The 13,503-nt window shown below is 65.9% G+C and carries 17 protein-coding genes; 16 read left to right on the top strand and 1 reads right to left on the bottom strand.

All coding sequences use genetic code 11. The features are described 5' to 3' along the window. Positions 1-44 precede the first annotated feature (44 nt). From ACZ6SD_RS19170 to ACZ6SD_RS19125, 10 genes are all read left to right on the top strand, one after another. On the top strand, positions 45-383 hold the full coding sequence (locus tag ACZ6SD_RS19170; protein WP_465318289.1) for a phage tail assembly protein: 339 nt from the start codon (positions 45-47) through the stop codon (positions 381-383). After that, positions 380-754, top strand: coding sequence for a hypothetical protein (locus tag ACZ6SD_RS19165; protein WP_465318288.1), 375 nt, complete (start codon positions 380-382; stop codon positions 752-754). Before ACZ6SD_RS19170 ends, ACZ6SD_RS19165 begins: the two co-directional genes overlap by 4 nt. A gap of 7 nt (positions 755-761) precedes the next feature. Further along, on the top strand, positions 762-4,667 hold the full coding sequence (locus ACZ6SD_RS19160; RefSeq protein ID WP_465318287.1) for a hypothetical protein: 3,906 nt from the start codon (positions 762-764) through the stop codon (positions 4,665-4,667). 54 nt (positions 4,668-4,721) lie between these two features. Next, positions 4,722-5,528: a phage tail family protein gene (locus tag ACZ6SD_RS19155; protein ID WP_465318286.1), complete on the top strand. Its 807-nt coding sequence runs from the start codon at positions 4,722-4,724 to the stop codon at positions 5,526-5,528. A 19-nt stretch (positions 5,529-5,547) separates the two neighbouring features. Then, positions 5,548-6,765: a siphovirus ReqiPepy6 Gp37-like family protein gene (locus ACZ6SD_RS19150; RefSeq protein ID WP_465318285.1), complete on the top strand. Its 1,218-nt coding sequence runs from the start codon at positions 5,548-5,550 to the stop codon at positions 6,763-6,765. A gap of 96 nt (positions 6,766-6,861) precedes the next feature. Further along, positions 6,862-7,077 (top strand): hypothetical protein, encoded by a 216-nt coding sequence (locus tag ACZ6SD_RS19145; RefSeq protein ID WP_465318284.1) that lies wholly within the window; start codon positions 6,862-6,864, stop codon positions 7,075-7,077. A 4-nt stretch (positions 7,078-7,081) separates the two neighbouring features. Further along, positions 7,082-7,651 (top strand): hypothetical protein, encoded by a 570-nt coding sequence (locus ACZ6SD_RS19140; RefSeq protein ID WP_465318283.1) that lies wholly within the window; start codon positions 7,082-7,084, stop codon positions 7,649-7,651. Between the two features lie 66 nt (positions 7,652-7,717). Beyond that, positions 7,718-9,007 (top strand): tail fiber domain-containing protein, encoded by a 1,290-nt coding sequence (locus tag ACZ6SD_RS19135; RefSeq protein WP_465318282.1) that lies wholly within the window; start codon positions 7,718-7,720, stop codon positions 9,005-9,007. Beyond that, positions 9,004-9,351 carry a hypothetical protein gene (locus tag ACZ6SD_RS19130; protein WP_465318281.1) on the top strand — a complete coding sequence of 116 codons (348 nt, stop codon included), beginning with the start codon at positions 9,004-9,006 and terminating at the stop codon, positions 9,349-9,351. Before ACZ6SD_RS19135 ends, ACZ6SD_RS19130 begins: the two co-directional genes overlap by 4 nt. 76 nt (positions 9,352-9,427) lie before the next feature. Further along, the gene (locus ACZ6SD_RS19125) at positions 9,428-9,673 is read left to right on the top strand and encodes a hypothetical protein (protein WP_465318280.1); all 246 of its coding nucleotides are present in this window, start codon (positions 9,428-9,430) and stop codon (positions 9,671-9,673) included. Positions 9,674-9,736: 63 nt separating this feature from the next. On the opposite strand, the gene ACZ6SD_RS19120 is transcribed toward ACZ6SD_RS19125, so the two are convergent. Further along, complete coding sequence (locus tag ACZ6SD_RS19120) at positions 9,737-10,057, bottom strand: hypothetical protein (RefSeq protein ID WP_465318279.1); 321 nt, start codon at positions 10,055-10,057, stop codon at positions 9,737-9,739. Positions 10,058-10,193: 136 nt separating this feature from the next. Here ACZ6SD_RS19120 and ACZ6SD_RS19115 point away from each other — a divergent pair, with 136 nt between their 5' ends. From ACZ6SD_RS19115 to ACZ6SD_RS19090, 6 genes are all read left to right on the top strand, one after another. Then, entirely contained in the window at positions 10,194-10,628 is a 435-nt protein-coding gene (locus tag ACZ6SD_RS19115) for a hypothetical protein (RefSeq protein ID WP_465318278.1), read from the top strand. Positions 10,629-10,942: 314 nt separating this feature from the next. Continuing rightward, positions 10,943-11,203, top strand: a complete 261-nt coding sequence (locus ACZ6SD_RS19110; protein ID WP_465318277.1) for a hypothetical protein — start codon at positions 10,943-10,945, stop codon at positions 11,201-11,203. Continuing rightward, on the top strand, positions 11,200-12,102 hold the full coding sequence (locus ACZ6SD_RS19105) for a RecB family exonuclease (RefSeq protein ID WP_465318276.1): 903 nt from the start codon (positions 11,200-11,202) through the stop codon (positions 12,100-12,102). Before ACZ6SD_RS19110 ends, ACZ6SD_RS19105 begins: the two co-directional genes overlap by 4 nt. Positions 12,103-12,135: 33 nt before the next feature. Continuing rightward, positions 12,136-12,642, top strand: a complete 507-nt coding sequence (locus ACZ6SD_RS19100) for a hypothetical protein (protein WP_465318275.1) — start codon at positions 12,136-12,138, stop codon at positions 12,640-12,642. Positions 12,643-12,746: 104 nt separating this feature from the next. Next, a complete protein-coding gene (locus tag ACZ6SD_RS19095; RefSeq protein WP_465318274.1) occupies positions 12,747-13,175 on the top strand; it encodes a hypothetical protein in 429 nt (142 codons plus the stop codon). Continuing rightward, a complete protein-coding gene (locus ACZ6SD_RS19090) occupies positions 13,175-13,426 on the top strand; it encodes a hypothetical protein (RefSeq protein ID WP_465318273.1) in 252 nt (83 codons plus the stop codon). The genes ACZ6SD_RS19095 and ACZ6SD_RS19090 overlap by 1 nt, the downstream gene beginning before the upstream one ends. Positions 13,427-13,503 lie beyond the last annotated feature (77 nt).

Here is a 13,503-nt window from a genome sequence, read left to right as displayed (position 1 = left end):
ACCGTTACACCTGTTCTCGGAGGCCCCTCCTGTCCGCTTACACCTTGGACGACATTCGCGCCGCAGCCGATCGGAAGTACGGCAGCACGGACATCGCGGTAGGCGAAATCGTCGTGCGTCTGCTCAACCCGTTGCGCCTGCCCAAGGAGCAGCGCCAAGCACTGATCAGCATCCAGAAAGCACTGGATGTGGACGAGGACGAGGCGGCCGAGGCCGACCAGGTCACCGTCTTCCAGAACGCCATCCGCACCGTCGCTCAGACCCAGGCACAGGCCGAGGTGCTGGTCACGGCGGTCGGCGATGACCTCGGGGTCCTCGCGGAGATTTTCACTACTTACACAGAAGGGCAGCAGGTGGGGGAAGCCTCGCCCTCTGCCGCTTGATCGACGACTACGGGCGGGGCCTCTACGCGGACCTCCACTTCCACTACGGCATCGACTTGGTGGACGTGATCGAGTGCCGCGGACCGGCCCCGTCCCTGGTTCTCGCTCTGGTGCAGAGGCTTCCCGACACCTCGTTGACCGTCGCGCTGGCCAGTGGCGGCGCCCAGCACTTCGGCTGGGGCGTCGACCGGCACCTGCGCGCCGACGTGTTCGACGCGATCAACCAGAACACCCGCGCGACCGGCAACTGGGCCAAGAAGCCCCCGCAGTTTCCGGAGTGGCCGCGCCCCAACGACAAGCCCAAGACCGCAGCCGCCGGTAGGACGCGCGTGACGGTCGCGGATCTCCACTCCCGCTTCGCCCGGAGGTAGTAGCCCATTGCCCTCGGCCGGAACCGCGATCATCGGTCGGGTCGCCGTCAAAGTCCTGCCGGACACAAGCGATTTCCGCAAGGACACCGAGCGCAAGCTCACCGCGATCGAAAAGACGATCAAGGCCATGACGGTCGTCATGAAGCCGAAGATCGACGACAAGTCGCTCGCGGCGCAGGCGCGCAAGGCCCGCGAGCTCGCCGCCAAGCAACTCGACACCGTCTCCCTTCGGGTCGACGTGGACAATCAGCACTCCGTCGCGCGTGCCATCGCCCGCCTACGGGCGGAGCTGGACAAGCTCGGCGAGCAGACGATCACGGTCGATCTCGACCCGGATGAGCTGGCCGCCCAGCTCGCGGAACTGGAAACGCGGCTCCAGACGATTGCCACGCTCGATCTGAAAGTCAACCCCGCCAACACTTCTTCTCTCACCAAGGCGGTCGCCAGGATCGACGCGGAGCTGGAGAAGCTCGCCGAGGTCGACCTGAACATCCGGCTGGACCGGGCGTCGCTAGAGGAGGCCAAGCGCGATCTGGAAGCGCAGATCGCCAAGGCCGCGACCGTCGACCTGAAGGTCGACAGCAAGAGCCAGGGCTCGCTGACCAAGGCCATCGCCAAGCTCGACGCCGAGTTGCAGAAGCTCGCCGAGGTCGAGCTCAAGGTCAAACCGGACCGCCTGTCGCTCGCCAAAGCCAAAGCCGAGCTGGAGCGCCAGCTCAGAGTCCGCCAAGTGGTGGATCTAGCCGCCGACCTCAAGGCCGCGACCGAACTACGCAGCCGCGTGCAGGCTCGGCTCGCCGGAATCACGATCGCTCCGACCATCGACCAAGCTGTCGCGGCGCGCACGATGCGTCAGATCGAGGCCTTCGCGGAGAAGGCCGAGCAGCTCCGCGCCGAGATCAAGCCAAGTCTGGACCCGGTCGCCCGGCGCAAGCTGGAACGCGAGATCGAGGACATCGAAGACCGCATCAGCGGTTTGACCGCCGAGCTGCACACCGACGTCAACGCCGCCTCCCAGGCCGCTTCCCAGGCGAAGCTCAAAGCGCTGGCCCGCGCCCGCCGGGTGGAGTTCGTCGTCGAGCTCAACAAGGCGGCAGCGGCGCGGCTGAGCGCGGGCCTGGCGGCCCTGTCCGGCCTGCGGGTGGCGGCGGCCATGGCCCGCCGTCTCGGTCATGCACTGTCCAATCTGGACAAAAGCGTCCCGCTCATCGGGTCGATCTCGCTTGCTGTAGCCGGTCTCGCCGGGTGGGCCGCCACGGCGGCCTCCAACCTCTTCACCCTCGCCGCGTCTCTGGCCCAGATGGGCGGCGCGGCGCTCGCACTGCCCGGCATCGTCGGTGGCCTGGCCATCGGCCTCGGCGCGACCATCGCGGTCCTCAAGGACTTCAACGAGGTCATCCCCGAGGCCAAAGACCGTCTCGCAGCTCTCCAGGACCGCCTGTCTGAACGGTTCTGGCGCGTCGCCGAAGCCCCCATCCGCGGGCTCGTCAACAAGCTGCTCCCCGCCCTGGCCGCTGGCCTTGAGCGGACCGCGAACGCGCTCGGCGGCTTCTTCGCCCGCCTGGCCGACGCCCTGTCGCGGGCGCTGCCCGCGAACGTGCTCGACGGACTGTTCGACCATCTGGTCCAGTCCATCCAGATCGCCAGCGTTGGCACCGACGCCTGGGCGGGGTCTCTCGCGACCCTCGGCCAGGTCGGCGCGAGCTATCTGCCCCGGCTGGCCGCCTGGTTTGTCGAGATATCCCATCGTCTGAACGCCTTCCTCGCCCTGGCGGCGAGGGACGGTCGCCTTCAGACCTGGATCGACAGCGGCGTTCAGGCGCTCGCCGACCTCGGCACGGTCCTCGTCCAACTGGGACGAGTCTTCACCGGGGTCATGAAGGCGGCCGAGGCCGCGGGCGGCTCCACTCTGAGCACGCTCGCCGACGCGCTGACCCGTGTCGCCGACATTGTCAACGGCCCGCGCTTCCAACAGGGGCTTGTTCAGGTCTTCCGCGCCGCGCACGCGGCGATGGACCAGATCGTCACGATCTCCGGTCCAGCGGTCGCGCGTCTGTTCGAGACTCTCGGGCAGACGCTCGCGCTGATCCTGCCGATCGTCGGCAACGCCATCGGCACGCTGCTCGACGGCGTAGCCAAGGCGCTGTCCCAGCCCGCCTTCCAGAGCGGCCTGGTGGCGATGTTCCAGGGCTTGGCCCTGGCCGCCAAGGCGCTGGCCCCGGCCTTCGAGCCAGCCGGACGCGCGCTTGGCGCGTTGGGCTTGGTCGTCGGCGAGCTCGCGCGGGTCCTAGGCCCGCTGCTAGCCGAGGTTCTGGCCACCCTCGCCGACGTCGTGGTCGCACTGGCCCCGTCGTTCATCAGCCTCACTGGCGTCCTGGGCGACGGGCTGCTGCGCGTCGCCGAGGCGCTGTCTCCGGTCCTGCTGCGTGTAGCCGAGGCGCTCGCGCAAGCGGCCGACGAGGGACTCGTCCCCGCGTTGACCAAGGCGTTCGATGCCTTGGTCCCGGCGCTGGAGCGGGTTTTGCCGCTGGTCGGCGATGCGCTTGTGGCCGCTTTGAAGGCATTGACGCCGATCTTGCCCAAGATCGGCGAACTCGTCGCGAAGCTGGTCGAGGTGTGGGCGGAGTTCGTCGCGGACGATCTCCTGCCAAAACTGGTTTCCTTGATACCGTCCGTCGCGGATTCGCTTCTGCGAATCCTCGACGCCGCAATTCTGCTTCTTCCGCCATTGGCGGAACTGGGCCTGGCGCTCACGACGGCGCTTCTTCCCGCCTTTGCCTCCTTCGCGCAAGAGGTCCTTCCGCCCCTGGTCGACGCGATTGTCGCACTGATCGACGCCACGACTCCGGTAGTCGAATTGTTCGCAAAAATGGCGAACGAAGTGCTTCCGGTTCTTTCTCCCGCCTTGGAAATGCTCGGAAAAATCATCGGCGAGAATCTCGGCACGGCGCTTACCGGAGTGGCGAACATCTTCCGCGGAACCCTTGAGGTCATGAAGGGCGCCTGGGATATCTTCGCCGGTCTCTTCAGCGGCGACTGGAGCCGAGTCTGGGAAGGCGTCAAGCAAGTCGCCAAGGGAATCTGGGACGGAATCCGCGGACTCTTCGATGTCTTCCTGGGCATCTTCATGCTCGGACCTCTGAAAGACGCGCTCGCCGAAATCGGCCGGAGATGGGCCGAGGGATGGAACTCCGCGAAGGAGAAGATTCAGGGCTTCGTCCGTGACGTCGCCGAGAAGTGGAACCGATTCTGGTCCGGCCTGTGGGGGGAAGTCACAGGTGGAATCGGCCGCATTGGAAGTGGGATGTCCGAGGGGTGGGAAACCATCAAGCGAGTCGCTGGACAAGCCTGGGATCGGCTCGTCGACGGCATCAAGGAACGCATTCGATCGGCGGTCGACAACGTTCGGGAATTGCCCGGAAAGTGCGGTGAAGCACTGGGCAACATCGGCGACACACTCCTGGAGGCGGGCAAGAAGCTGATCACTGGCTTCATCGACGGAATCAAGAACAAGTTTGAATCAGTCAAGCAAACCCTGTCCCAACTGACGTCATTCCTGCCGGACTGGAAGGGGCCTGCCGCGCGGGACAGCACCTTGCTATTCGACGCCGGGCAACTCGTCATCGACGGCTTCATCGACGGTCTTGAGTCTCGCTACAGCGCAGTCAGGAAATCCCTGCTTGGGCTCAGCGCCGACGTGGCTGACACGGAGTTCGCAACACCCCATATCGGCGTTGGTGCGACATCTGTCGCCATGTCCCGCCGCATCGCGGGACTGACCGAGAGCGCTATCTCGACCGGTGACCGCGGCATTCAGAAGGTTCTCAACTACTACGCGGCCCCCGGCAGCAGCCTTTCCTCCGAAGAGGATCTGTTCGCGGCGGCGGGGCGGGCGAGGATGGTGGGCTGGTAGCTGCCAAGGCTTCAACTCGAATCCGCTATCGACGTCTTCGATCTCGATGACGTGTTGAGATCGGGGCGGGGGGTGCAGGCCCTGTCCGGTGCGACCGGACTGGGTCTGCCCCCAGTCGCCGTGCAGTGGCTCAGCGGCGCGGGCGACGGCGCGATCTACCGGGGGCGCCGTGTCCTGCCGCGTGAGATCGACCTGCCTCTGCTGATCGACGCGTCCAGCCGCGCCGAGCTCCAGCGGACACTGTCCCGGTTGGCGATCATGCTGTCCGGGGCGTGCGTGCTCAGGTTGGTCGAGGACGACGGCACGTCGTGGACCACCACGGTGGTCCGCGTCGGCGGCGGTGACTACGCTTACGGCACCGACACCACTGGCGAGAACGACCTCCTCTTGGTGGTCACGCTGCGCGCGGGGGACCCGTACTTCACCAGCTCGGTCCCCACGCGCAAGGTGATCGGTGAGCAGGTTGTTCCTCGTGGCCTGCTCGCTGGGGGCGGTCTGGCCCGTCTGGAGATCGCCAGCTCTCAGGCGATCGGCCAGATTCAACTGGAGAACAGCGGCGACGCCACGGCCTACCCCGTATGGGAGGTCATGGGGCCTGGACGGGATTTCAAAGCGATCTCCCCTACCGGTGAGCTGCTGCACTGGCGAGGCACGTTGGACCCCGGTGACCGTCTCACCATCGACAGTGCGGCAGGCACGGTCGTCGACCAACTCGGCTCCCGTTATGGCGAGCTCGGGCCAGCCCCGCGGTTCTGGTCCATTCCGCCGGGCACGACCACCGCGACCGCCAGCCTGGAAGACGTCACGGACATCTCCAGGATCATCTGCACGTGGCGACCCCGGAAGTGGATGGTGATCTGAGGATGGATGGTGATCTGAGGTGCGCCTGGCCGATCTCACTGTGGAAGTCCGCGACCGCGACCTGACGCGCGTGGGACTGATTCGCCCCGACGAGCTCAACCTGCGCGTCGAAGGTGAGCACAACAACATCGGCGCGTGGCGGCTGGAACTTTCAGCGGAACATCGTCTCGCCGATGCCCTGCGTCAGCCCGGTTCAGGGGTCATCGTCACCGGCCCCCAGGACGTCCTCATGTCAGGGCCGACGACCAGCCCGGTTGTGGTCTCCTCGGCGGAGGACCCGGCGGGCATCGTGGCTGTCGAGGGCACCTCGGACAACGTCGTGCTCGCCGACACGCTCGCCTGGCCCCAACCGGCCAACCCCGACCCCACCACGCAGACCGTTCCGCACGACGTGCGCCAAGGGCCCGCCGAGTCGGTCATCCACGGCTTCGTCAACGCCAACTGCGGACCGGCCGCGCCTACCGCCCGCCGTAAGGCCCGGCTGGTCATGGGCACCAGCCTCGCCCGGGGTCCGGTGGTAAAGAAGTCGGCACGTTTCCCCGTGTTGGGTGCCTTGATCGGCGAGATCGCCGTCATGGCCGACCTCGGATTCCGTGTCGTGCAGCGCGGCGGCAACCTCGTGTTCGAGACCTACCGCGTGGTCGACCGCAGCCTCGACATCCGGCTCGACGTGCTCACCGGCACGCTGGCCTCCCAGTCCGTCGCTGTCGCCCCGCCCGGAGCGACACAGGTCATCGTCGGTGGCCAAGGCGAGCTCACCAACCGCCATTTCCACGCCGCCACCAGCCCGCAAGCCCTTGCCGCAGAAGCCGAGTGGGGACGCCGGATCGAACGTTTCGTCGACCAACGGCAGACCGACGACCCCAGCGAATACGAGCAGGCCGCCGCCGAGGTACTCGCTGAGGAGGGGTTCACCGGCATCGCCATGCGCACGGTCCCCACCGACGACATGACCATGCGCTTCGGCATCGACTGGTACCTCGGCGACCGAGTCTCGGCCGTGGTCGGCGAAGGCGAACTGTCCGCGGTTGCGACCGGCTACGTGCTCACCGCGAACGCGAGCGGTGTCCAACTTGGCACTGTGCTGGGCGACCCCCGCCAATTCGACCGCGCCGAGACACTGAACCGGCGCCTGGAGGACGCGCGCAAGCGCGTGAGCGCGCTGGAGCGCAACGCCGAGATCGGAACCAACGCTGTCGACGACCTTTCGATCATGAGTCTGATGGGGGTGTGGTGACACGTGGCGCACAAGCCGAAAGCACTCTACCGAGGCAATCTGGGCTCCACTGCGAACAGCGTCGTAGGCACCGTGCCGCTCGCCAAGCGATGGATCTTGACCAATCTGGTCCTGACCAACCACGGCACCGGACCGGCTTCCGCGTTCGTCCGGCTCAACACCGTGCCGCTCGTCCACTCGGTGAGTCTCACCCCCGGAGCGACCTTCGCCTTCGACTGCACCCAGGTACTGGAGGAGAAGGCGACTATCACCGCGTGGGCGAACACCGCCAACGTGGCGATGCACGCTTCGGGCGTCGAGATGGAGGTCTGACCAGATGGGCGTCCGCATCCTCAATTCCGTCATCGGATCAACCAGAGGCGAAGGCACCAAAGCCGATCGTCTCGCCGTCCCAGCGTCCTTTCTCGCCAACGGTTTCGAGTTCTACGAGACCGATACTCACCGGCTCATGTGGTGGGACGGCATGCGCTGGCGCCTGCGTTCCCCGGAGGCGCTCGCACCGGTCTTCGGCTCGTTCACCTTCGAGGGCAACTTCGGCGGCACCCCGACGACTTTGTCCACTGTGGCCATTCCGGACCCAGGATTTCCTTACCTGATCTCGGCCATGGCCAGAAGCGAGGTGGGATCGGTCGCGCCCGGCACCCGCTGGGACATCTTCATGTGGGCCAACAACAACGGCGCCGACACCCTCCTCGGCTTCGAGATGCTCACCGAGAGCGTCAGCTACCGGTCGATGACCAGCGGCGACGTGCGCGGCCCCACCGGGGCGTCCTTCTTCACGGGAGCGACGACCGTGCGCTACCTCGCCGCCCGCGTGTACGGATCGGCGGAAGGCAGGCTGACGCGCTACGACCGCGAAATGGCCGTGTGGGTCCACGGCCGCTGATCCCCCGTCCAGCCCCTCGCGCTTACGGTGCGAGCGGTCTGTCCATGAACCACAGGAAGGTCGCCGTTGGCCATCACCTCCTACCCGTTCGATGACCAAAGCACCACCGAAGCCCAGTTCAGCGCCTTGTTCCGAGAACTCCAGGACAGCGGTGTCGTCGACTCCGCCACCGGCACGGGCTTCGCCGTCTCCGCAGACGCGGGCGGCATGTACGTAAAGGTCCAACCGGGGTTCGCCATCGTCCGCGGCCACGCCGTTCTGTCCACCGACGTCGAAACGTTGCCGATCCGGACCGCTGACCCCCTCGCGCGCACCGACCGCGTGGTGCTGCGCTTGGACCCGACGCAGAACGCGATCACCCTGCAAGTCGTCAAGGGCGAACCCGGAGCCGGACCGCCCCCGCTCACCCGGACCGACAGCGGCATCTTCGAGTTGCCCTTGAGCAAGGTCCCCGTCGCCGTGGGCTCGACCAACATCGGCACCAACGGCCCGCAGGATGATCGCCAGTTCACGGGCGGGCGCGTGGGCGTGTGGCGAACCGGCACCCGCCCCAGCGAGCCCCGTGTCGGCACCCTGGGCCTGAACCTCGCAACCGTCCGCTGGGAATGGTGGAACGGCGCGTCGTGGACCGATCTCGCGCCCGCGGTGGTGTGGAGCACGATCGAGGGCAAGCCCGTCACCTTCACCCCGGCCGCGCATCGGCATTCTTGGAACGACCTCGACGGCGTCCCCAGCTCATTCACCCCGGCGCCGCACTCCCACACCTGGGACAGCGTCACCGGCAAGCCCAGCTCATTCCCACCGGCCGGACACACCCACAGCAAAGCCGACGTCTCCGGACTTCAAGGGGACCTGAACTGGCTGCGCGACACCAAGGCGTGGGCCGACCACGGCCACGGCAACTACGCCACCTGGGGACATCGCCACGGCGGCGGCGAGATCGACGGCGCCGTGCACCGAGCCAACGGCACCGACCGCGCGCACACCAACGGGCCCGGCCCCGGCCCCTGGTTCTCCGTCTGGGTCGACGGCAACCGCAACTTCTGCCAAAACACCTCGGCCTTGCGGTTCAAGGAGAACGTCCGCGACCACCACATCGCCCCCAGGCAGGTTCTCGCGCTGCGCCCGCGGGTCTACGACCGCAAGGGCACCGACCACAAGGACGAGCTCGGCCTCATCGCCGAAGAGGTCGACAAAACCCTGCCCGAGATCGTCCAACGCAATGAGCACGGCGAGATCATGTCGCTGCGCTACGACCTGCTCGGGGTCGCTCTGCTGTCGGTCGTGCAGGACCAGCAGACGCGCATCGAGCGTCTGGAGCAGTTCGTCTCCGACCTTGTCGAGCGTGCAGTGTGAGCGAGCCCGTGATCGTCGCCCTGATCACCAGCGGCTTCACCTTTCTCGGCATCCTCGCCGGACTGCTCAAACGAACCGACCGAAAGCTCAACGAGGTCAAAGAGCACACCGCCGAGGCTCGCAAGCAGGTGCACAACTCCCACACCACGAACCTGCGTGACGACGTCGACAAGGTCATCGCCCGCTTGGACCGGGTGCTCGCCGGACAGGACCGCCACGACGAAGCCCTGCGTGACCACGGCCAGGAGATCGGCGGCCTACGCCGCGACCTCGGCCACGAGCGCGCCGAGCGCCTCGCGGTCTCCGAGCGCCTCGACCGCCATATCGACAACAGCCGCGACTGACTCACCAACCCCCGGCGCCGCGAACGCGGCGACCGAGGAACACCACCCGAACCCCTACACGAAGGAGAACATCACCGTGGCTACCACACTGCGCACCCGTGAGCCGCTGCTCATCCGAGGCGCGATCGTCGCCGCGATCACCAGCCTCGTTCACGTGCTGGTCGTGCTCGGCGCGCTACCGATCGACGCCGCAGCCGAGAACGCCGTAGCGGGTGCCATCGACCTGCTCGGCACCGCCGTGCTCGTCGTCTGGGCCCGCGGAGCGGTCACCCCGCTCACCGGACGCAACGAAGAGGCTCCAGCCGATGCCGATGTAGTCTGACCAACACGTCAAAGCCCCCACTCGCCGATCCCGGGCGGGTGGGGGCTTTGACGTGGTTCTGGTTCAGTCGGACACCTCAGTGCTCCCGATTTCTTCCAGTGGAACAACGTTGATGCCTGCCCGCTGGCGACGTCTGCTCCCCGCGCCCGACCTGGGCTTCGAGGGGGTGGGCTTCGGAGTGACCTCCACGGTCTTCGCGCGGCTCTCGGTAGCGGACTCGACGGAGCCCGTCACAGCGCCGAGAATTGCTTCCAAGGGCGTCGCGTGCTCGTCGCACAGATCCACCTCGGCCCTCGCATCCCCTTCGACGCGCACGACTTGGTAACGCTCTGTGTCGCGGCCACGGTCCTTGCATACGTCGCAGACGGTGACGGTGATCTCCATGTGCTGTCCCTAAGACGAATCCGGTGGCGATGACAGGGTGGCGACAGGCCATCCCGTTACAACCTTGACACACCTTGATCCGAATGACAAGATACACACTTTCGTGGCCCAGGTTGACGTTACGCAGAGGAGTCGGATGCCCGCGCGGAAGATCCAAAATGAGGGGGAGGTGATCCGCTGGATCGAGGAAGGGCGGACCTACCAGTGGATCGTCGATGAGTACCTGAGCAAGTACAACATCGAGACGAGCGTGTCCATGTGGAGCAATTTCCGCAAGCGGAAGCGCATCGAGCCACGCATCGCTCGCCACGACGACGCACTGATTCCCTGGGACGTCAAGCCTGAACATCAATGGCGCGCCCAGATGGTCTACCTGCGCCGCCTGTCGCGACGCCGCCAGGGGTTCGAGCTCGACGCAACCGCCGCTCGCCGGCTGGACGAATGGCTTGACGAACTGGCCAAGAAGGGCGCGGTGGTGCACTACGACCCCGACTCCCCCGAGGGCTGGCACTACATACCGCGGCAACCTGGGGACGACGATGTGATTCACCGCCCCCCGTCGATCGACTGAGTACCCACACTCCAGATAAGACGCCTGCTACATCGGCAGGGTAGGTGAGCTACGCAACTCGTAGCGAAGGTAACGCGTAAACAAAGGGATCGGATATGCTCGCAAAGAGGTCGTCACAGGGAGTGATCATGTACTTGCGGGTTGCCCGAATACCGTTGGCGGGAGGTCGTCAAGCCAGGTAGGGCATCCAGTTGCAACTTACACACGCGAGGTCGTTCACATTGCCTGACGCACAACCACCTGCCGTGATCCGGCAGGTGTTCAAGCCGACCTCACGCGCCACAGCGAGCGGGGAAAGCGGAGCGGTTCCGTACGTGACCGCAGAGGCCCGGGGACAAGTCCGCCTACTCATGGACAGCGAGGCGTGGGCCTTCCATGTAGAAGTCGCACCGGGCGTCCATTCACGCTGGCTCAACTTGATGTTGAGTTGCGTGCGGATGTTCGGCTTCGAGCCGATCCCACTGGAGGAATGCGAAGCTGAAGTCCTTGATGACGGATGGGTGCGGCGTCACCTCGTGCCGATCGTCCCGTGCGACGAGGTGCCGTTGATCGTCGCTCCGCAGGTGGGCGCGTGACGATCGAGGTACCGCAGCGACTGTCCTATTCGTCTCTGTCGTCGTACTCCGAGTGCGGTGAGCGCTGGAGACTGGAGCGCGGCTACAAGCTCGGCGGCTCCACCTGGTACGCCACCCTGGCAGGTTCCGCCGTGCACGAGATCACCGAGGCACTCGACCTGGCCGAAGTCGGCCGCTACAGCGGAGAGATTCCCGCCTTCAAGACCGTGTTCGACCACCTGATCGCCAAGGAGGTCGAGCGCGGTAACGAGATCAGGCCGTCCGGCAAGAAGCTCACGAATCTCGGCATCTCTGGCGGTCCGAACAAGAAGGACTACAACTGGTGGTTGATCTATGGTCCTCGCTTCATCGAGAACTGGATCGCCTGGAAGGGCGAGCAAGATTGGAGGCTGGCGATCCTGCCGGACGGCAGGGTGGGCGTCGAGGTGGCGATCAGCAACCCGATGGGCGGCGATGAGCATCTGGGTTTCATTGACCGGATCTACATCACGCGCGAGGGACAGGTCGTCATCGTCGACCTGAAGACCGGAGCGGTCCCCCTTTCCGCGCTCCAGCTTGGCAGCTATGCCGTTGGGCTGTGGCGGATGTACGGACTGCTCGCCGAGTGGGGCGCCTATTGGATCGCCAGCGACGGTGAACTGAGCGGTCTGAAGGATCTGACGATCTACTCCGAGGACTACATCGACGCGCAGTACGAGATGGCCTGGCGGGGTATCCGCGGGGGCGTCTTCCTGCCGAACGTCACCGCGCTGTGCAACGGCTGTGGCGTGCGGGCCTACTGTCGCGCGGTCGGTGGCCTGCGCAGCAACGACCTGCCGGTACGCGACGACCTCCTCCTCGCTCCGGCGGTGACCCTGAACACGGAAAGTCGGCTTGCGTCCCTGTCGACAAGTGTGTAACTTGTAATATGACGAGAGGAGCTCACTTCCCCTGTGAGTAGCGAAACCACGACCCGAGGGGTCACCGTCACCATCAAGTACGGAAAAAGTCCCGACGACACCTGGGTTGTCTTCAAGGGCTCGGTGAACGACCTGCGCGAAGACATCGCCGCCTACTTCGGCTTGGCCCCGGCCGCGCTGGCGGACCTGACGCTCAACGAGATCGTCACCAACGCCGCGCAGCTGGCACGCGGAATCAGTACTGCGGCCTCGCTGCTCGGCGCGGTCGCCATTCCCACGCGGCAGTCCGCCCCGACCGACGCGCCGCCTGCGGCCGAACAGGATGTTTGGGCCCATGCGGACAACTCGTCAACTCACCGGCCGCCTTCGTCTTCCGCCACCGAGAAGCCTGCCGGGTCCCCGCTCCTCGCTCAGATCGCGGCGGCGCCGACCATCCCGGATCTTCAGCGACTCTGGGCCGAGAACCAAAGCGCGTTCGCGGACGGCACCCTGCTCGACGCCTACAAGGCCCGCGGGCGCGCACTCAAGGGCGCAGCCTAGCTCTGCGATCTCTTTTTTTATCGTAGTGTGTAACTTGTATACAAGTTACACACTAGGGCAGTTTTCTTTCCCCCGGTTCGCCGAACAGAGGAGCATCTTCACCAGTGATCAATTTCGTTGACCTCCCCCAGCAGTTGGGCTGGTTCAAGCCCAAGGACCACGTTGGGGCCGTCGCGATTCTCATTGAAGTCAAGGCGTTCGATCGGCAGCGGCCGACTCCGAACGGACCGAAGGACTCGGCGCTCGTTGATCTCTCGATCTTCTCGACGCAAGCCGACTTGGACTCCGGTACCCCGATCGTCAACAAGGGGATTCGCATCGAGCAAACGGTTTTGGCACGCGACCTGGCGAACCTGGTCAACAGCGCCACGGTCGTCACGGTGACGCAGATCCCAGCCTCGAAGCCTGGTGCGCACCCGGCATGGGTGTGGCGACAGGTCGACCGGGCCGTGCAGCAGAAGGTTGTCGACTACGCCACGAAGCGCGAGGCTCTCGTGCAGGCCGCGGTGGCGACGGCGCCGGACTTCGACTGATGCCCGAATCTCGGCAGGGAGCAGGGCGAAGCGCCCGTTCCGGCCCGGCTCTGACCGTCGCGGTAAGCGATGTCGTGCAGTACTCGACCGAGCCAGACGGCGTCCTCCGCGCCGCCATCGTCACTGCCGTTCATGAGGATGGCTTGGTGGACCTGGTCGTGTTCAACGGTCTCGGCGCCCACCCGCTCTCCGTTGTTCCGTTCGCCGACACTCCCACCCCCGGTCACTACAACCGGCCCCTGCGGGCCTGAGAGGAGGCGTGGCGGTTGCTCACGCCGTCACGGTCGCTGAGCCTGCACGCCGAGTCCGGTCGGGAGCTCCCACGGGT

This window comes from Actinokineospora sp. NPDC051303 (assembly GCF_055586285.1).
The sequence above is the reverse complement of the archived record's forward strand: the minus strand, read 5'-3'. Positions and strand labels throughout refer to the sequence as shown.